The sequence below is a fragment of the Oenococcus alcoholitolerans genome (assembly GCF_051852995.1).
Lineage (GTDB): Bacteria > Bacillota > Bacilli > Lactobacillales > Lactobacillaceae > Oenococcus > Oenococcus alcoholitolerans.
The window spans coordinates 982,929-1,000,413 of sequence record NZ_CP176042.1 but is presented as its reverse complement, the minus strand read 5'-3'; the positions used below and the strand labels follow the sequence as shown (position 1 = coordinate 1,000,413).

The following is a 17,485-nucleotide window of genomic DNA, read 5'->3' as shown; positions in this document are numbered from 1 at the left end:
TAATAGTTAAGGCTTTTTACTTTTAGTGCAATTGCCATAAAGTATAAGCTTAAAATTTTAAGCCTACATCGCTTATTCGATGAACTAATAAATTGGAGGAAACCAAATTGGCTGAAAAGCAACATTACGAAAGAACTAAGCCGCATGTTAACATTGGTACCATCGGTCACGTTGATCATGGTAAGACCACTTTAACTGCAGCTATCACTAAGGTTTTGTCTGAGAAGGGCCTTGCGCAAGCCCAGGACTATGCCTCGATTGATGCCGCTCCCGAAGAACGTGAGCGTGGAATAACTATTAACACTGCACACGTTGAATACGAGACTGACAAGCGTCACTATGCACATATCGATGCTCCAGGTCACGCCGATTATGTTAAAAACATGATCACTGGTGCCGCACAAATGGATGGAGCTATCCTTGTTGTTGCTGCGACCGATGGTCCTATGCCACAGACTCGTGAGCACATCTTGCTTGCCCGTCAGGTTGGTGTTAACTACATCGTTGTCTTCTTGAACAAAACTGATCTTGTTGATGATCCAGAATTGGTAGATCTTGTTGAGATGGAAGTTCGTGAACTTTTGTCTGAATATGATTTTCCTGGAGATGACATTCCCGTTATCAAAGGTTCTGCCCTGAAAGCTCTTCAAGGAGATCCAGAACAGGAAAAAGTTATTCTTCATTTGATGGACGTTATCGATGAATATATTCCAACACCTGTACGTGACGTTGATAAACCATTCTTGATGCCGGTCGAAGATGTCTTCACTATCACTGGTCGTGGTACTGTTGCATCTGGCCGTATCGATCGTGGAACTATCAAGGTCAACGATCCAGTTGAAATCGTTGGTTTGCAAGATAAAGTTAGAGAATCCGTTGTTACTGGTGTTGAAATGTTCCGTAAGACTCTTGATTTAGGGGAAGCGGGCGACAATATCGGTGCTCTTCTTCGTGGTATCAACCGTGATCAGATCGAGCGTGGTCAAGTTTTGGCTAAGCCTGGTTCGATTCAGACCCACAAGAAGTTCAAGGGTGAAGTTTATGTCCTTACTAAGGAAGAAGGTGGACGTCATACTCCATTCTTCACTAACTATCGTCCTCAGTTCTATTTCCATACTACTGATGTTACTGGTGTTGTTGAATTACCAGAAGGTGTAGAAATGGTTATGCCTGGAGACCACGTTACATTCACTGTTGAATTGATGAAGCCGGTTGCTATCGAAAAAGGTCTTAAATTCACTATTCGTGAAGGCGGCCATACCGTTGGTGCTGGTACTGTTTCAGAAATTGATGATTAATATTTCTGTTTTTAATCGTTCGCCTTTTTGACGAACGATTTTTTATTACTTTTTTTATTTGCTGACCAGAAAAAATAACAGGAGAATTTATGCAAAACCTTAACGGTGAGATTTTTAAAAATCGCCGCCAAGATTTAAACCTTACACAAAACGAACTAGCTTTAGGCATTACATCCCAAGCCACGATCTGTGCGATCGAAAGGGGTATCGTTCCCAATATCAATATCCTTCAGCCGATCATGGAACGATTGAATCTTTCTTACAAGGAGGCTTTTCCCAATGGCTTTTTGCCGGAAAGCCGTTTTGATCTAATTCATTCGAAATTGGATAAGGAACATTTTCGTCAGGTTATCGAGGAATTAAATGCGATCAGACAAAATAGTTTATGTACATCGATAGATTTTCAAAAATATCATTATTTATATGCGTCTGCTTATTTTCATTATGGAAGAATCGATGATGCTAATTTTCATTGTGACGAACTATTCAATGTTCCTGATCAACAAAAAATCTGGTTTTATTATGCATTAGCTAATACCATCAAGGCTCAGATATGGCATAGAAGCGGAGATTATTACAAAGCCGGGATATGCTTTGATCGCGTGGTAGATCTTTTAAAAGCTCATCCTTATCACGAATCTTCTTCGATGACTAGTTATATTAGGATGTATCAAGCCTTGGCTGAACATCATTTGGAACTTTCTGATCTGCCGCGTTCTGAATTTTATTTAAAAAAGGCATTTAAAATATTAAAGTCGAATGATTCCAGCTGGCATTTCGGTGAGTTGATATTAATAAAAGCCAGAATCGCTGAAGGACTTAAAGACTATCATTTAAAAAGCGAACTATTGGTCACTGCCAAACATTTACATGATTTTTGCAAAAGTCCTAAATTGAAGAAAATGATAGAAGAAAATCGTCTATAGAAAAAGGACGTTTTTTTATACTTGACAAACGAACATGCGTTCGTATTATTTTAATTAGGCAATAAAAATGGTTGATCAATATTTTAGCGGCGAAGAAAAAAGAATTATTTTTGCGATCGACAGTAAATCTTTTTACGCTAGCGTGGAATCAAGGGCTAGAGGATTAAATCCGCTGAGGAGCTGTTTAATAGTAGTTTCAACTGGTCCGAATGTCGGCGGCGGCGGGCTGATTTTAGCAACTAGTCCAATAGCAAAGCTTAAATATGGTCTAAAATCCAACGTTAGCCGTTTGCGGGATCTGCCTGATTCTGTGCCTGATTTAAAATTGGTTTCTCCCAGAATGAATTTTTATATTCACGTTAATATGCAAATAAATGGTGTCTATCGTAAGTATGTCTCTGATAAAAATCTGCATATTTATTCTATCGACGAGAGCTTCTTGGATGTTACCGATTCATGGCATTTATTTGGTAAAAGTCCGATCGAAGTTGCCAGAAAAATACAAGCTGATGTTTTAAAAACAACTGGTATTTATACGACGATCGGCATAGGCGATAATTTGGCTCAGGCTAAAATAGCGATGGACATATATGGCAAACATAGTCCCGATTTTATAGGTGAGATTCATTATCTTACGGTAGCAAAACTTCTTTGGCCGATAAAAGAATTGGATTCAGTTTGGAGTATTGGCAAAAAAACAGCCTTAAAGCTTAATGATATGGGCATTTATTCTTTGAATGATCTAGCACACAGCGATCCTTATATTTTAACTAAGAAGATGGGCGTGATAGGCGGTCAGCTTTATCTTTTGTCTTGGGGGATAGATCGGGCCGTTATCAGCAAAAAGAGTTTCGCTAAATCAAAATCTTATGGTAATTCTCAGGTCCTGCCTAAAAATTATACTAAAAAAAGCGAACTGGCCATTGTTCTGCGCGAACTTTCTGATCAAGTTGCTGCTCGCATCAGGAAACACCATTTACAAGCTGGATTGATCCATGTTTGGGTCGGGAACGAATATAAAGGCGGCGGATTTTCAAAGCAGACCAAGATCATTCCTACTAACGAAAGCAAAATTCTTGCTCAGGCTGTTCTTGATTTATTTTTTTCTTATTGGCCGGGGGATCCGGTTCGCAATGTATCGATATATTTTTCTGATTTAGTTTCAGATGATCATCAGCAGCTTGATTTTTTTAGATCTCCGGAAAGTCAGATAAAATCCAAACATTTAGATAATACTGTTGATAAATTACGTTTGAGATATGGTTTTTCTCATTTAGTCAAGGCTTCTTCAACGCTTCCGGGCGGAACGGCTATCGAGAGATCTAACTTGGTCGGCGGCCATAATGGAGGAAACAGTTATGAATGATGAACACGATAAATATCCTGACTATGACCCGGAAAAAAGAAATCGATTTTTAACCGAATTCAATGATCGCGGTATGGTTAAGTGGGGCGGTTTTTACTTATCTGATCACACCAGGGTCATAGAAAAAAATGAGTTAAGACGTTTTCAGATCGAACATAGAAAAAAGGAAACAAAAATGTCGACTGCGGATATATCGACGATCCTCTTCTCTGCATTTGTTGATCACAAGGAAGTTATCGTACAAATAGATCAGGAAAATAGAAACCACAAACTGCCTGAAATAATCAGTGGTTATGTCGGAGGTTATGATGAAGACAAAATAATCATCGGCGAATTTTATATTGATTACCGACTGATCCAAAATTGCTCTATCAAATAAAAATAACTGCTAAAAATCCAAGATTCAAAAATGGAATAAAGGGAATCTTTTTTCGCTTTTTTAAAATTATGAACAATAATGCACTCATGCTTGCTATCATGACAGAAATAGAAAATTGGACTGGGTCGAGTAAAGTGAACAAACAAATTATTACCGGCAGATCACCGGGACCGATCGCTTTTTTTATGATGAAAAAAATAAACACCAGCAGCAAAGAAATGATGCCGATCGTTTTTTCTAAAGAAAAGTCAATCGTGTAGGCGTATAAAATGAATGGATATAACAGAGCAGAGTGCGAGCTTTGATCAAATACATCTTCTCGGGATAAAAACAATATCATTGCAGCAGCTAGCAAAAAAATCATTCTATCAGATTGAAAAACAGCTAATATTCCATAAGCAAATTCGATCAAGGGATAAAAATAATTAATATTATTTTTACAATAAAGGCATTTTCCACGACATATGATCCAACCGAAAACAGGCAATAGGGCGATCATTCTGATTCTTTTTTTACAAGAATCACATTTTGAGAAACCGAATATGCTTTCTTTTTTATTGGATCGATCGGCCATGCATAGAGAAAAAGAAGCCAGTGATGCACCGAAAATAAATAAAATAAAAGTTTCCATGCTGATTATTACGAAAAAACAAATAAAATTTTAATTTTCTCTGTCAAGTAAAAATGCTTGACAAGGGTCGATCAATAATATATATTATTTTAAGTAAATAATTATTTAAAAGGAAATAATATATGTCAGTAAAAATTCGTTTACATTTAGCAGGAACTAAAAAGCGTCCTTTCTACCGTATCGTTGTTGCAGATTCACGCGCACGCAGAGACGGCCGTTTTATTCAAGAGGTCGGTTATTATAATCCGATCACTAAACCTGCTGATATCAAGCTCAATGAGGATCAGATCTTTGATTGGCTTTTGAAGGGTGCTCAACCAAGCGATACAGTTCGCAGCTTTCTTTCTGATGCCGGTCTATTGACTCGGCTCCATCAGGCAAAAATCGACACCAAGAAAAATAAGTAATTTTTACCGCTTTACAGGCGGTTTTTTTTATAATTAAAGCAAATGACAAAGAATAATTTTGATTTTAAATACGCGCAAATAAAGACCGGTTTGCCCTCTGGTCGATTTTTTAGTTATTTTTATGATCAAGAAGGCATTATTTTCGCTAGTTTTTCCGATGATCCGATAGGTGCATTTAAAAAATTTAATAGTGATCCAGCCCGATTTTCTTTTTTAAGCGATTCAGCGATCGACAAAAATTTAAAAAAATATTTTGCAAGCGGTGATCGAAAATATCTTGATCAGATCAAAATAAACTGGGACTTTTGGGATTTTTCGGCTTTCCGAAAGAATGTTTTAAAAGAACTCGCAAAAGTAGACAAAAAAATAAGCTATTTGAATTTTTCTAAAAAGTACAAAGGCGCCGCTTGGGTCAGATCCACGGCTTCAGCCATTGCTAAAAATCCATTCGAACTTTTTGTACCTTGTCATTTGGTCATTAAAAATGATGGTAAGGTCGGATCTTATCGCGATGGTACGGAAATAAAAAGAGAACTACTGGCCTTGGAGCAAAATCATGCAACTGATCAGAATTGGTAAAATAATAAATACCCATGGTATCGCTGGTGAATTAAAAGTCGAATCTAAAACTGATTTCCCTGATCAGCGCTTTGCAATTGAAGCTTCTGTTTATTTTGCTGATAAAAAATTTCAGGTTGAAAAAAGCCGTGTTTTTAAACGTTTTTGGCTTTTAAAATTTAAGGGTATCAACGACATAGATCAAGCACAGGCATTCAAAGGGCAAAACATTTATGCTGATGCAAATCAGCCTTTGACGTTAAAAAAAGATGAATTCACGATCGATATGATCATTGGCCTAAAGGTCTTTGATCTACAAGGAGAATTTATTGGTACCATCAACGATGCCTTTCATACTAAGGCAAATGATGTTTGGCAGATAAAAAAAGAGAACGGCAGGGAATTTTTGATTCCTTATATAGATCAGGTCGTCAAAGAAGTTGATTTAGAACAGTCTCGTGTCAAAATAGATTTTTTGGAGGGTTTGGATGAAAATTGATGTACTTAGCTTGTTTCCGGAAATGTTTAAACCCCTGGAGCAATCGATCATTGGCAAAGCGATCGAAAAAAATATCCTTGATTTCAAGGTGACCGACTTTCGTCAATTTACTAAGAACAAGCAAAATCATGTTGATGATTTGGTGTATGGCGGCGGGGCAGGGATGCTTTTGATGGCTCAGCCTATTTTCGATGCGGTCGATCACCTTTCTCAAGAAAATAACGGTGATAAAGGGCATGTCATTTTAGTAGACCCTGCTGGGGAAGTTTTTAATAATAAAGTTGCTCAGAAATTATCTTCTTATCAGCATCTGACTTTTATCTCTGGCCACTACGAGGGATACGATGAGCGAATAAAGACTTTGGTGGATCAGGAAATAAGTCTGGGCGATTATGTGCTGACTGGCGGAGAACTGCCTACAATGGTCATAATCGATGCCACAGTTAGATTTTTAAAGGGTGTTTTAGGCAACGAAGATTCTGCTCAAGATGATAGTTTTCAAAATGGTTTACTTGAAGAACCGCAGTATACGCGGCCGGCTGATTTCCGCGGTCTAAAAGTACCGGATGTTTTGATGAATGGCGATCATGAAAAAATTCGTAAATGGCGTTTGAAGCAATCACTTAAAAAAACTTATCTTCGTCGGCCTGACTTACTGAAAAATCGTAAATTCAGCCAGGAAGAATCAGATATGATCGAAGAAATAAAAGATGATATAAAACTTGCATCTGCCAGTAATAAATTGTTATAATTATGAGCGGCTATTTTGCCAATCAGTAACATTGCGCTGTTGTACCAAGGTATTGAATATCAATGTTTTCGTTGGGAGTATAAAATGAAACAGAACAAATTATTAGAAAAGCTGACCGAATCTCAGCTAAGAACTGACATTCCTGATTTTCGTCCTGGTGATTCAGTGCGTGTTTATGCACGAATCGTTGAAGGAGATCGTGAACGTATCCAGTTGTTTGAAGGTGTCGTCGTTCGCCGCAAGGGCTTTGGTATTTCTGCCAGCTACACTGTTAGAAAGGTTTCTTCCGGTGTCGGTGTCGAGAGAACTTTCCCAGTGAATTCACCGCGTGTTGATAAAGTTGAAATCACTCGTTACGGTCATGTTCGTCGAGCAAAGCTTTACTACTTGCGTGCACTTCGCGGAAAAGCTGCTCGTATTAAGGAAGACCTTAATGCCAGAGCTAGAAACGCTGCTAAGTAACATAAGATTTATTGATAACGGGTCAAATACCCGTTTTTATTTTATTTTTATCGCTTAGGAAAACAATTATGATCAGAAAAATTCAAAATATCTTTCCCGAAATCGTCATTCAATTGGTTGTTTTGGTCTTTACTGCTATCTTGCAAGCAATTTCTATCAATTTATTTTTGAACCCTAATCATATCTTTACCGGGGGATTCAATGGTATCGCACAATTACTATCGCTTGCTAGTTTCGGATTTTTTCATGTACACATAAATACCGGTATTTTTATCTTACTTTCTAGTGCAGTCATTGGTGTTTTTGGCTGGAAAATGGTGGGTTCGCGTTTTACTATTTTTAGTACGGCCAATTCTGTTTTGGCATCATTTTTGATCATGTATTTTCCAATATTTAATTTAGCCGGCAATATTCTGCTTGCTTCGTTATTCGCCGGTGTTTTGATGGGTCTTGCGATCGGCATCTCAATGAGATTCGGTTTCTCGACTGGCGGTATGGATATTATTGCGATGATCGTTCAAAAAAGGACTGAAAAATCAATAGGAGCTATTCAAAATACCATCAACGCAGCGATAGTCATGATCGCGGGCCTTTTTATCGGCTGGCCGAACGCTCTTTATACTCTGATCGGGATTTTCGCGACTGGCCAAGTCATCGATGCTATTTACACTGGCCAGCAAAAACTTACTGCTCTGATCGTAACTGAAAAAGCTGATCTGCTGACTAAAGCTTTACAAAAAGAACTCGTTAGAGGTATAACCATATTACCTTCGATCGGTGCTTTTTCAGGACGTTCTTCTTCAACTTTGATGATGGTTATCAATAGAGTGGAGCTTTATGAGATGGAAAGCGTCGTCAGACAAACTGATCCAAGTGCTTTTATCGACATCGTTAGTACTGTTTCTGTAAGCGGATTATGGTTTAACGAAGATAAACAAGCTGATTTTAAAAAAAGAAAGGAATCTGATCATGCCGTTGATACAAATAGATCTTCTTAAGGGCCGTTCTCGACAACAAATAAAACGATTGGTCAAAGATATTACTGATGCAGTCGTTGAAGATGCTGGAGCTAAAAGAGAAGCTGTCAATATCGTTATTCGTGAATCTGATCCAGATCACATCGCCGCCGGTGGTGTTTTGAAATCTGAACTTTGATTTAAATACATCCAAACACTGTCTTTTATGACTAGTGTTTTTTTATTTCTGGAAAACATTTGTAATATTAGCGAAACCTACAAAAATGTTTTTGCCTTTACAATTTAGGCATCAAGAGGTGTGAGTATGACTACTGGATCATCTTTAAAAACAAAAATTGCTTTAACAGCTGTGTCGGCATTAAGCGTGACTAGTGCCTTTAGCATTGCCGGTCAAGCTAAAGAATATACGATCAAGACAGGCGACACTCTTTGGCGCTTAGCGGTCAATAATAATACAAGCGTTGATTCTTTGGCTCTTAAAAATAAAATAATCGATCCAAATCTGATATATACAGGCGGCCTGCTGCAGCTTCCGGACAATACTTCCATTACGACTCCGGTTCGTTCGATCACTGCAAGTGTAAATAAAAAATCTATCGCCGCAAAAACTCAAAACGACTACCAGCAGAATAAAACAGTCACCGCTAGCAAGTCAGCTGTTAATGTTGATTCTAACTATTTTTCTTATACAGTTGCTGGCGGTGATTCGCTTTGGAGCATTGCACAAAGTCCGGCTGCAAAAAAGTTAGGAGTTACTGTTGATGATCTTTTAAATTATAATCACGGAAAAAGCCTGATAAATATTGGTCAGGTTTTCAAAATAAAAATATCAGATCTGCATAATAAAACTGACCAAAATTTAGATACCTTTTCTAAGACAGCTGTTAGTCCTAACGGTACTTCTGCTGATCAAAAGGCTGTTTCTAACAAAAGCAATTCAGTTTCGAGTGCTTATGACCAGCGGTCCGAACAAAAACAAACAGGATCTTTACGATCTTCAGCTCCGACTTCTCAGACAAATTCTCGGCCCGTTTTTAACAATGCTGATTCAAACGATAATAAAAAGAGTATCACTGCATCTTCTGCTCAATCAATAGTTCCGAAATCACAGGCGGCTTTTGCAGCACCAGCGGCAAGTTCTTCTCTGAGCAGCCAGAATCCCCAGAGTCAAGCTGCAGCACTGGCAATTTCTAAACCAAAGATTCCAAGTTCTGCTTCGTCTGCTTCTTTGGCACCGGCAGCAAGCGGATCTATTCCGAGTTCCGCATCTGTTTCGGCTGATTTTAATGTTCAGGCCTTGATTAGTTTGGCATTGAAATTATCACAGCAAGGGATCCCTTATGTATATGGAGGCAGTGATCTTAGCGGATTTGATTGCTCAGGTTTCGTTGCTTATGTATTTAAAAATGCCGTTGGTATAAATCTCCCGCACAATACCGTTTATCAGGAGTCGATGGTTTCTAAACATTCAGTAGTCGATGCTCGGCCGGGCGACATCCTTTTTTGGGGAGACCCGGGGACTTCTTATCATGATGCTGTTTATATTGGCAATAATCAATATGTGGCAGCCCCGGTACCGGGGAAAAACGTTGAAGTTGAAACGATTTCTCCATATTTTCAACCATCTTTTGCCGGTACAGTGATCCATTGATCCTTTATCGGGTATAAAAAAATCAGGAATTATATCCTGATTTTTTATTTTATCAAAACAACGTCATCACTGACCGTCCAAGGATCTAGTTCGTTGATATGGTCATAATAAAGAACACCTTTCAGATGGTCTATTTCATGCTGGAAAACGATAGCCGGATAATCTTTCAGACGAATACTTTGATGTTTTCCGTTTTCGTCGTCATATTCGACGGTGATTTTGTCCGCTCTGAGAACGATCCCTGGGACATCGTCATCTTTGGATAAGCATCCTTCGCCAGATTCTAAAGCGGCTCTTTTCGCCGATTCTCGTACTATTTTTGGATTATATATAACCCCCTTAAAAAAAATCGTTTCTTTTTCTTCTTGGCCTTCCTTTTCTGTCTCAGGGATCAGCAGCGCCGCCATTTGCAAAGAAGCACCTACCTGCGGTCCTGCCAAGCCTACTCCAGGGCGCAATCCGTATTTTTCATTTTCTTCTTTATTTTGGGAAACGACTAAGTATTCCAGCATCTTTCGGCCAAGTTCTTTGGTCTTTGCATCGAGTGGGAAAGAGACCTTTTCAGCTTTCGCTCTTAAAACAGGGTCTCCTACACGAACAATATCTTTCATTAGTATCATATTTTTATTGTATAACAGACTGGATATCTGATTCATTTTCGTGTATCATTATTTACCAGTGGCTGCGAAAGCGGTTTTTTGTTTGTAAAGGATTTTTTTGAATGGCAAAAACTAGAGAAGATATTAGAAATATAGCAATTATTGCTCATGTTGATCATGGTAAGACTACATTAGTTAACGAAATGCTTAAACAGTCCGATACTTTTGATTCTCATACTCAGATCGCTGATAGGGCGATGGATACCAACCCGATCGAAAAAGAGCGGGGGATAACCATCTTATCAAAGACGACTGCTATCAAAGTTGGTAATAAGCAGATCAATATAGTTGATACACCGGGTCACGCTGATTTTGGCGGCGAGGTCGAACGTATCATGACGATGGTCGACGGCGTTTTACTTGTTGTCGATGCTTTTGAGGGTACTATGCCTCAGACGCGCTTTGTCCTTAAAAAGGCATTCGAACAACATTTGACTCCGATCGTTATTATCAATAAAGTCGATCGGCCAGGTGCTCGTCCAGAGGAAGTCGTCGATGAAGTCCTTGACTTGTTCATTGAACTTGGTGCTGACGATGATATGCTGGATTTTCCAGTTATCTATGCTTCGGCAATGAACGGTACTAGCAGTTATTCTTCTGATCTCGGTACACAAGAGCATACTATGAAACCGATTTTTGATACGGTATTCAAGACCATCCCGGCCCCTGAAGATACTTCAGATCAACCGATGCAGTTTCAGGTCGCAATGCTTGATTATAACGATTTCGTCGGCCGAATCGGTATCGGACGTGTCGTCCGCGGAACTATTAAAGTCGGGGACAGCGTTACTGTTTTAAAGCTTGATGGTTCAAAAAAAGATTTCCGTGTTACTAAATTGATGGGTTTTCTCGGCTTGAAAAAAGTAGATATAAATTCTGCAAAATCAGGTGATTTGATCGCTGTTTCTGGAATGGAAGAAATAAATGTTGGCGAGACCGTTGCTGACTCAAAGCATCCAGATGCCCTTCCGCCGCTGCGGATCGATCCGCCAACGATGCAAATGACTTTCAGAACTAATGATTCTCCTTTTGCCGGCAGAGAAGGCAAGTTTGTAACTGCCCGCCAGCTGGAAAATAGGCTTAAGCAGGAACTTCATACTGATGTTTCATTAAGAGTTGAAGATACAGATACACCAGGAGTTTGGATCGTTTCCGGACGTGGTGAACTGCATCTATCCATTTTGATCGAGACCTTGCGGCGCGAAGGTTACGAATTGCAAGCCGGACGTCCAAAAGTTATTTATCGTGAAGTTGATGGACAAAAGTGCGAACCATTTGAAGATGTTTTGATCGATACGCCGGATGATTATACAGGATCGATCATTCAATCAATGTCTGAAAGAAAAGGCGATATGTTGAATATGGAACCGCAGGGCAACGGTCAAACTAGATTACATTTCGTTGCTCCTTCAAGGGGGCTTATCGGTTATGCCAATGAATTTATGAGTCAGACCCGCGGTTATGGTATTTATAACCACACTTTCTTGGATTATAGACCAGTTATTACCGGTTGGAACCCTGGCCGCCGGAATGGTACTTTAGTTTCCATAAGTCAAGGACAAGTTACTACTTATGCCATCATGCAAGTCGAAGATCGAGGAACCATTTTCGTAGACCCGGGTACTGAAGTATACGAAGGAATGATAGTCGGCTCTAATTCGCGTGAAAACGATATTTCCGTTAATATCACTCGTATGAAGGCTCAAAGCAACGTCCGTTCTTCAACTAAGGACCAAACAGCCGTTATTAAGACGCCAACTCATTTAACACTTGAAGAATCAATTGAATTTTTGAATGATGATGAATTAGTTGAAGTTACTCCTGAGAACACTCGTTTGCGTAAAATTATTTTGGAAACTAATGCTCGTGAAAAGGCTTCTCGCCATCGCAATAAGTAATAAAAAACCGCTCAAGCGGTTTTTTATTTATCCAAAATATTTTTTATTGTCTTCAGCACTCCATTGTTGTTGTTATTATCGACTGCTATTTGATCTTTATTAAAGTTCTCTTTCATAAATTCGGGAGCGTTAGGCATAACATAGGGAAATGCAGCATAATATAGCATTTCCAGGTCGTTTTCGCCATCTCCAAAGGCAGCGATCGAATCATGGTGTATACCAAGGTAGGTGGCTAATTTTTGAAGTCCGATCGCTTTTGAGATACCGCGATTAATCAAGTCGATCGCACCATACCCTGATGACGTAGCCCTGACTCCTTTTATCTTTGTTTTTGATATCAATTCTTCTGCCATTAGTTTTTGATCGGTATCTTTCCAGAAAATAGCAACTTTTTCGATCGGTTCCTCAATTTCAGAAAAATCGTTAATGATATTTATTTTTGGATTCCACAATAAAAGTTTTTTTAATCCGGCTTTGGGCTGATAGGCAGGTACATAGGTCTTTGTGTCGCCCTCGAAAGTTACGTTGTTTGGTTTGACACTCAGTTCTGGCAAAGCCAGAAAGACCTCCTTCAATGTTTTTTGATCGATCACAGAACGAAAAATGTTTTTACCGTCAGCAAAAACCGAAGCTCCATTTTGGGAAACAAAATAAATCGGATATTTTCTGACAAAATTCCCAAGAGGATGCGAGATCCCATTATAGGAACGACCGGAAGCAGCGGTAAAAAACTTTCCCTGCCTGACTAATTTTTTCATTAGCTCGTCAAATAATTTATGATCAAAGTCCTTTTTGTCGTCAAGAAAGGTTCCGTCGAAATCTGTAGCAAATAATTTTATAGGCATGATGATTTAATTATAATATTTATGCATTATCGGCGTCTTTTTGATATGATTTTAGATGTGGTCTTTTTTTGGTGGTGTAGCCAAGTGGTAAGGCAACGGTCTGCAAAACCGTCATCACGGGTTCGACTCCCGTTACCACCTGATCAAAAAAACACGTTGATTTTATTGATATCAGCGTGTTTTTATTTTTTATTTTTTTGTTTAGCATAGTGAATGATCAGGGTCGCGGTAATAATAACTATCATCAGTGATCCAAAAAGTGGAAAGGGGATCTCGATATCGATCATTGGTATGGAAAGGATCAGTTTTAACGATATAAAAGCGATCAGAATATAAGCTGCGGTTTGTAGTTCGGGCAGTTTTGTCATCAAACCCATGATTATTTCAGCCACCCCTCTCATAGTCAGAATTCCGATCATACCTCCGATCAAAACTATCACCGGATTATTGGAGACGGCGATCGAAACCAGCACCGAGTCGATCGAAAATACGATGTCCATCAATTCTATTTGAATCACTACCGACCAAAATAAAGAGAGATATTTTTTCTTTTTTGTTTTTCTTTTTTTGTTAGATAATTTTTTCTTTTTTCGATTTTTAAAAAAACTGAAGACTAAGTAAAAAAGATATAAGGAACCGATTACTTTTATTTCCCAAAAATTGATCAAGAATCTAAAAACATAAGCACCGATTATTCCGTAAAATAATGATTTTTCCCGCTCTTCTTTTTCAGGCAATACCTGTGTTTGTGCAGCTAAAACAACGGCATTATCGACTGATAGCAAGCACTCTAAAGCAACTAAAGATAAAATTACCAACCAACTATCTGGATCTGTGAAAAGTATGGACCAGTTTTTTACTTCAAAAAAAGGTCCATATAACTTTAAAAGCAAATTCAATTATTTTCTCCTTGAAAATTTCAACACGTTCAATTATGACATTTTTGAAGATTTTTTTTCTTGAATTTTTGAAGACGATAGTGTAAGCGTTTGCTCCAAAAGCGATACTTGTATAAAATTAAAGTATAAATGATTTTGCCTGTTTTGGCTCTGGAGAATTTATTATGAAGAATCTTTTTACCCAGCAATTGCGTAATGAGTTTCAAACTGATTCTGATGTCTACGTTTCTATTTATTCAGTTATCAGAAAGCCGACCAAAGGAGTAGAGTGGCAAAAACTGCATTTAAAAAAATTATACGAGCAAGCTGCTCACAAGTTTCAACAGCGCTTTTCAGATCATAGTTGGGAACCTTTTAAAAACTATTTCCAGCAGATCATCGATGATGACCTTTTCTGGGATAAACATAACGGCAGATCGGTCGCACTTATTGCCAGCGAAAATAAATTAAGCATTATTGATCTATATAGCTTAGATGTGGACCGTGTTTATGTCTCGCAGCTGCCGGCCGTTTTGCCTTTGATAGCCGATGATCAGCTATATCCTGAGATAGATGTTCTGGCTCTACAAAATGAATCCTTTTCGTACTATAGGCTTCGTCATGGACAAATAGAGAGGGTCCATTTCTCAGATGATGCTCCAACTGATTCGATCAAGGCATTGGGTCGAGAAGTAGATGAAAAAAATGTTACTTTTTCTTCGATACCCGCCGGTAACGGCCGCGGTCACAGTCTTTCTTTTCATGGACATGGCAGTTCAGCTGATGATAAGAAAATCGACCAATCTAATTATTTTCGTATCGTTGCAAAATATTTACAGCATCATAATGATATCGATCAAAAGATACCGGTCGTTTTATTTGCCGATAGCCAACAACAGGCTGTTTACCGTGAAGTAAGCAAGTCCAAGCGATTGAGCAGATTTTTGACCATCGATAAGTCACCGGCTAAATTGACGGCTGCTGAAATAAAAAAAGACTTAGAAACTTTAAAAGACAGGTGGAATCAGATCCGTTTGGAACATTTTAAAGAAGAATACGATCGAGCATCAGACCGGCAGCTTTTATTGAATAGGGTCGAATTGATAGCACAGGCTGCTGCTCAGGGGCAAGTCAGGGAACTTTTCCTTCTTCCAATAAGTGATTTTTCGGATTATTTTACAACTAACGATCAAGGACAGCTGGTCTTACTTGATCGACCACAGGATGATATTTTAGAGAAAGTAAGCGATTCGGTTTGGCAGCAGGGTGGTGAAGTATCTTTTGCTGATTTAAATCGAGTTAATGAGCAGTCGCCTGCAGTTGCTATCCTTCGTTACCAAGAGCAGCAATAAATACTTTATAAAAAGAGGGTCGATTTGTTTAATTTTTTTAATAGAAGAAAAAGTGAAAAAGGTCCGCTTGAAAAAGAATTTGAACATCCCAAAAAAATTGATAACAGCAGTTCCGAGAAAGAGCGTCATCAATATATTTTTTCTGGTCAGGTACAAGGCGTTGGTTTTCGTATAACCTTAAAAACTCTTGCCGAACGCCGCGGATTGACCGGTTGGGTGAAAAATCTTTCAAACGGGGATGTTCAAGCGGAAATACAAGGTCCAAAAGAAGACCTTGATTACATAATTTATCTAATGAAGTCAGGAAATGGCTTTATTAGAATAACTGATTTAAAAGATAAAAAAATCAAATTAATTTTTGATGAGAAAAATTTTAAAATCATCTGATGTTATTTTGTTTCTTTTTTTAACCCGGTCGAGATCAATAAGATATTAAATATTCCTAAACCGATGCCGAACATCAAATATGAATACGTTGCAAGCCAAATATAGGCTATGAAAATGAGTAGTAAATTACTTAAAATCACACTGGCAAAATATACTTTTTTAAGGATCGAAGATAAATCTAAAAATAAACAAACAGCTTGCAGCAGATTCAATGACCCGGTCAAGAGGGCAGCGTAAATAGATATTTTCATCAAGTTATCGTCCGAAGCGATCATTGATCTGTTTGTTAATGCTGTGTTTATCAGGCTCGCTGATAGAACAAAACTGCCAGCAGCCATGATTATTTTTAAAAATAGCACCAGTGTCTTGAAGGCTGTGTCGTTTTTATACATTTAATGATCCTTTGCGTTATATTTTGGCATAAAAAAACAGCCCCGTTTGTTTGATAATGGCCATTGCCAAAACCAAACAGGTTGTTGATTGATCAATAGCAATTTTGCCAAATCATATAAACAACTAAACGGAACTGTCCGGATCATTTGAGATCCTCATCTATTTGTTCTCTAAACAGATGTTTTGACTGCTGTCAACTGCGATCCCTTTTGATCCTAAATAAATGATAGCATATTTTATTGAAAAAAGAAAGGGCTTACACAATTAAAATCCTCAGTTATTTTTTATTTCTGTTATTTTTACGTCTTTTTTCAAATTTCCACTGCGATCGAACAATTTTAAATAATCGTCTAACATAGGATCGTCGCTGTCGTTTGATAAAACAAATTCTTTAAAGGTCTTTACATAAGGCTGGGAGGGGAAAAGGCCGTCTTCATTTTCGTATAGATAAAGCTCTTTTTGTGAAAGGGTCAAATATTTCAAATAAAAAATTTTTTCATTGTTTGCGTTGGTCGCTGTTATTACGACAAAGCAGGCTTCATAATTTTTTTTATCACCAGTTTCATCTTTTTTATTTTTTATATAACCGGGAAAAGTCAATATATCTTTTGGCCAAGAAAATTTATCTTCATTCACGAAAGAAAGCTTCAGGTCATCACTTTTTTCCTGTTTAAAAAGAACGGTCGCCTTAAATCGCAGAAGCGGCGAATCATCTTGGTCATACCAATAAATCTGCTTATTTTCTTTGCCAGCAAAAGTCCCTTTATCGGTGATGATATCGTGTGCGATCTTTTTATTGTCATTGCCGCTGCCTATTGAAAATAATGGTCTAGCTTTTGCTAATTGGCTTGTATGAAAACTATCTTTGATCGTTTTTAATTGAATCTCTAATCTTCGGTCGCTTTTCTTCGAACTTGTTAAAGCCATCCAAATAATGATAATTAAAGTTATTATTAATAAAAGAGTCTGTAAATTATTGATCGCTAAAATAACGAGCCAATTAAGGACTCTTAAGGTTAAGATCGAGAAATACACACCGATTATGAAGACAGCAATAATAGTTAAGATCAATTGCCAATGATTTTTAATGGGATCTATAATTTTTTTTAGCCGCTGTTTGTGCTGATCAGGTATCATGTCTCCATTTTACATTTTGTTAATTTTTTTT

Annotated in this window: 22 protein-coding genes and 1 tRNA gene; 17 read left to right on the top strand and 6 right to left on the bottom strand. The window is 38.0% G+C overall.

Annotated features, from left to right (window positions below; genetic code table 11):
• Nucleotides 1–107: 107 nt before the first annotated feature.
• The 4 genes from tuf to ACKP2L_RS05680 all read left to right on the top strand — a co-directional run bounded on the left by tuf (nt 108) and on the right by ACKP2L_RS05680 (nt 3,969).
• Entirely contained in the window at nt 108–1,298 is a 1,191-nt protein-coding gene (gene tuf / locus ACKP2L_RS05695) for an elongation factor Tu (protein ID WP_439424902.1), read from the top strand.
• An 89-nt stretch (nt 1,299–1,387) separates the two neighbouring features.
• Nucleotides 1,388–2,224 (top strand): helix-turn-helix domain-containing protein, encoded by an 837-nt coding sequence (locus tag ACKP2L_RS05690; RefSeq protein WP_439424901.1) that lies wholly within the window; start codon nt 1,388–1,390, stop codon nt 2,222–2,224.
• A 67-nt stretch (nt 2,225–2,291) separates the two neighbouring features.
• On the top strand, nt 2,292–3,590 hold the full coding sequence (locus ACKP2L_RS05685; protein ID WP_439424900.1) for a DinB/UmuC family translesion DNA polymerase: 1,299 nt from the start codon (nt 2,292–2,294) through the stop codon (nt 3,588–3,590).
• Nucleotides 3,583–3,969 (top strand): DNA polymerase III subunit alpha, encoded by a 387-nt coding sequence (locus ACKP2L_RS05680; RefSeq protein ID WP_439424899.1) that lies wholly within the window; start codon nt 3,583–3,585, stop codon nt 3,967–3,969. Before ACKP2L_RS05685 ends, ACKP2L_RS05680 begins: the two co-directional genes overlap by 8 nt.
• Here ACKP2L_RS05680 and ACKP2L_RS05675 read toward each other — a convergent pair.
• On the bottom strand, nt 3,962–4,543 hold the full coding sequence (locus tag ACKP2L_RS05675) for a prepilin peptidase (RefSeq protein WP_439426211.1): 582 nt from the start codon (nt 4,541–4,543) through the stop codon (nt 3,962–3,964). The genes ACKP2L_RS05680 and ACKP2L_RS05675 overlap by 8 nt on opposite strands.
• Here ACKP2L_RS05675 and ACKP2L_RS05670 point away from each other — a divergent pair.
• From ACKP2L_RS05670 to ACKP2L_RS05630, 9 genes are all read left to right on the top strand, one after another.
• Nucleotides 4,512–4,634, top strand: a complete 123-nt coding sequence (locus ACKP2L_RS05670; protein ID WP_439426241.1) for a hypothetical protein — start codon at nt 4,512–4,514, stop codon at nt 4,632–4,634. The genes ACKP2L_RS05675 and ACKP2L_RS05670 overlap by 32 nt on opposite strands.
• 88 nt (nt 4,635–4,722) lie before the next feature.
• Complete coding sequence (gene rpsP / locus ACKP2L_RS05665) at nt 4,723–5,007, top strand: 30S ribosomal protein S16 (RefSeq protein WP_439424898.1); 285 nt, start codon at nt 4,723–4,725, stop codon at nt 5,005–5,007.
• Nucleotides 5,008–5,049: 42 nt separating this feature from the next.
• Nucleotides 5,050–5,586, top strand: coding sequence for a methylated-DNA--[protein]-cysteine S-methyltransferase (locus tag ACKP2L_RS05660; RefSeq protein WP_439424897.1), 537 nt, complete (start codon nt 5,050–5,052; stop codon nt 5,584–5,586).
• On the top strand, nt 5,564–6,064 hold the full coding sequence (rimM, locus tag ACKP2L_RS05655; RefSeq protein WP_439424896.1) for a ribosome maturation factor RimM: 501 nt from the start codon (nt 5,564–5,566) through the stop codon (nt 6,062–6,064). The genes ACKP2L_RS05660 and rimM overlap by 23 nt, the downstream gene beginning before the upstream one ends.
• Nucleotides 6,054–6,815: a tRNA (guanosine(37)-N1)-methyltransferase TrmD gene (gene trmD, locus ACKP2L_RS05650; protein WP_439424895.1), complete on the top strand. Its 762-nt coding sequence runs from the start codon at nt 6,054–6,056 to the stop codon at nt 6,813–6,815. Before rimM ends, trmD begins: the two co-directional genes overlap by 11 nt.
• 84 nt (nt 6,816–6,899) lie before the next feature.
• Nucleotides 6,900–7,277, top strand: a complete 378-nt coding sequence (rplS, locus tag ACKP2L_RS05645) for a 50S ribosomal protein L19 (protein WP_439424894.1) — start codon at nt 6,900–6,902, stop codon at nt 7,275–7,277.
• Between the two features lie 68 nt (nt 7,278–7,345).
• Complete coding sequence (locus tag ACKP2L_RS05640; RefSeq protein WP_439424893.1) at nt 7,346–8,275, top strand: YitT family protein; 930 nt, start codon at nt 7,346–7,348, stop codon at nt 8,273–8,275.
• Complete coding sequence (locus ACKP2L_RS05635) at nt 8,247–8,432, top strand: 2-hydroxymuconate tautomerase (RefSeq protein WP_439424892.1); 186 nt, start codon at nt 8,247–8,249, stop codon at nt 8,430–8,432. Before ACKP2L_RS05640 ends, ACKP2L_RS05635 begins: the two co-directional genes overlap by 29 nt.
• Before the next feature lie 126 nt (nt 8,433–8,558).
• Nucleotides 8,559–9,905 (top strand): NlpC/P60 family protein, encoded by a 1,347-nt coding sequence (locus ACKP2L_RS05630; protein WP_439424891.1) that lies wholly within the window; start codon nt 8,559–8,561, stop codon nt 9,903–9,905.
• Nucleotides 9,906–9,949: 44 nt separating this feature from the next.
• Here the strand turns inward: ACKP2L_RS05630 and def are convergent, their stop codons facing one another.
• Nucleotides 9,950–10,516 carry a peptide deformylase gene (gene def, locus ACKP2L_RS05625; protein WP_439424890.1) on the bottom strand — a complete coding sequence of 189 codons (567 nt, stop codon included), beginning with the start codon at nt 10,514–10,516 and terminating at the stop codon, nt 9,950–9,952.
• Between the two features lie 110 nt (nt 10,517–10,626).
• Between def and typA the strand changes: the two genes are divergently transcribed.
• A complete protein-coding gene (gene typA / locus ACKP2L_RS05620; RefSeq protein ID WP_439424889.1) occupies nt 10,627–12,462 on the top strand; it encodes a translational GTPase TypA in 1,836 nt (611 codons plus the stop codon).
• Between the two features lie 23 nt (nt 12,463–12,485).
• On the opposite strand, the gene ACKP2L_RS05615 is transcribed toward typA, so the two are convergent.
• Nucleotides 12,486–13,307: an HAD-IIB family hydrolase gene (locus ACKP2L_RS05615; RefSeq protein WP_439424888.1), complete on the bottom strand. Its 822-nt coding sequence runs from the start codon at nt 13,305–13,307 to the stop codon at nt 12,486–12,488.
• A 70-nt stretch (nt 13,308–13,377) separates the two neighbouring features.
• Between ACKP2L_RS05615 and ACKP2L_RS05610 the strand changes: the two genes are divergently transcribed.
• A tRNA-Cys gene (locus ACKP2L_RS05610) sits at nt 13,378–13,448 on the top strand.
• A 41-nt stretch (nt 13,449–13,489) separates the two neighbouring features.
• Here ACKP2L_RS05610 and ACKP2L_RS05605 read toward each other — a convergent pair.
• Nucleotides 13,490–14,206, bottom strand: coding sequence for a DUF475 domain-containing protein (locus ACKP2L_RS05605; protein ID WP_439424887.1), 717 nt, complete (start codon nt 14,204–14,206; stop codon nt 13,490–13,492).
• A gap of 164 nt (nt 14,207–14,370) precedes the next feature.
• Between ACKP2L_RS05605 and ACKP2L_RS05600 the strand changes: the two genes are divergently transcribed.
• Together ACKP2L_RS05600 and ACKP2L_RS05595 are read left to right on the top strand one after the other, a co-directional pair.
• Complete coding sequence (locus ACKP2L_RS05600; protein WP_439424886.1) at nt 14,371–15,537, top strand: baeRF6 domain-containing protein; 1,167 nt, start codon at nt 14,371–14,373, stop codon at nt 15,535–15,537.
• A gap of 24 nt (nt 15,538–15,561) precedes the next feature.
• Nucleotides 15,562–15,924 carry an acylphosphatase gene (locus ACKP2L_RS05595; protein WP_439424885.1) on the top strand — a complete coding sequence of 121 codons (363 nt, stop codon included), beginning with the start codon at nt 15,562–15,564 and terminating at the stop codon, nt 15,922–15,924.
• Between the two features lie 2 nt (nt 15,925–15,926).
• Here the strand turns inward: ACKP2L_RS05595 and ACKP2L_RS05590 are convergent, their stop codons facing one another.
• Both ACKP2L_RS05590 and ACKP2L_RS05585 read right to left on the bottom strand, forming a co-directional pair.
• A complete protein-coding gene (locus ACKP2L_RS05590) occupies nt 15,927–16,316 on the bottom strand; it encodes a hypothetical protein (protein ID WP_439424884.1) in 390 nt (129 codons plus the stop codon).
• A 274-nt stretch (nt 16,317–16,590) separates the two neighbouring features.
• The gene (locus tag ACKP2L_RS05585) at nt 16,591–17,454 is read right to left on the bottom strand and encodes a hypothetical protein (protein WP_439424883.1); all 864 of its coding nucleotides are present in this window, start codon (nt 17,452–17,454) and stop codon (nt 16,591–16,593) included.
• Nucleotides 17,455–17,485: the final 31 nt, after the last annotated feature.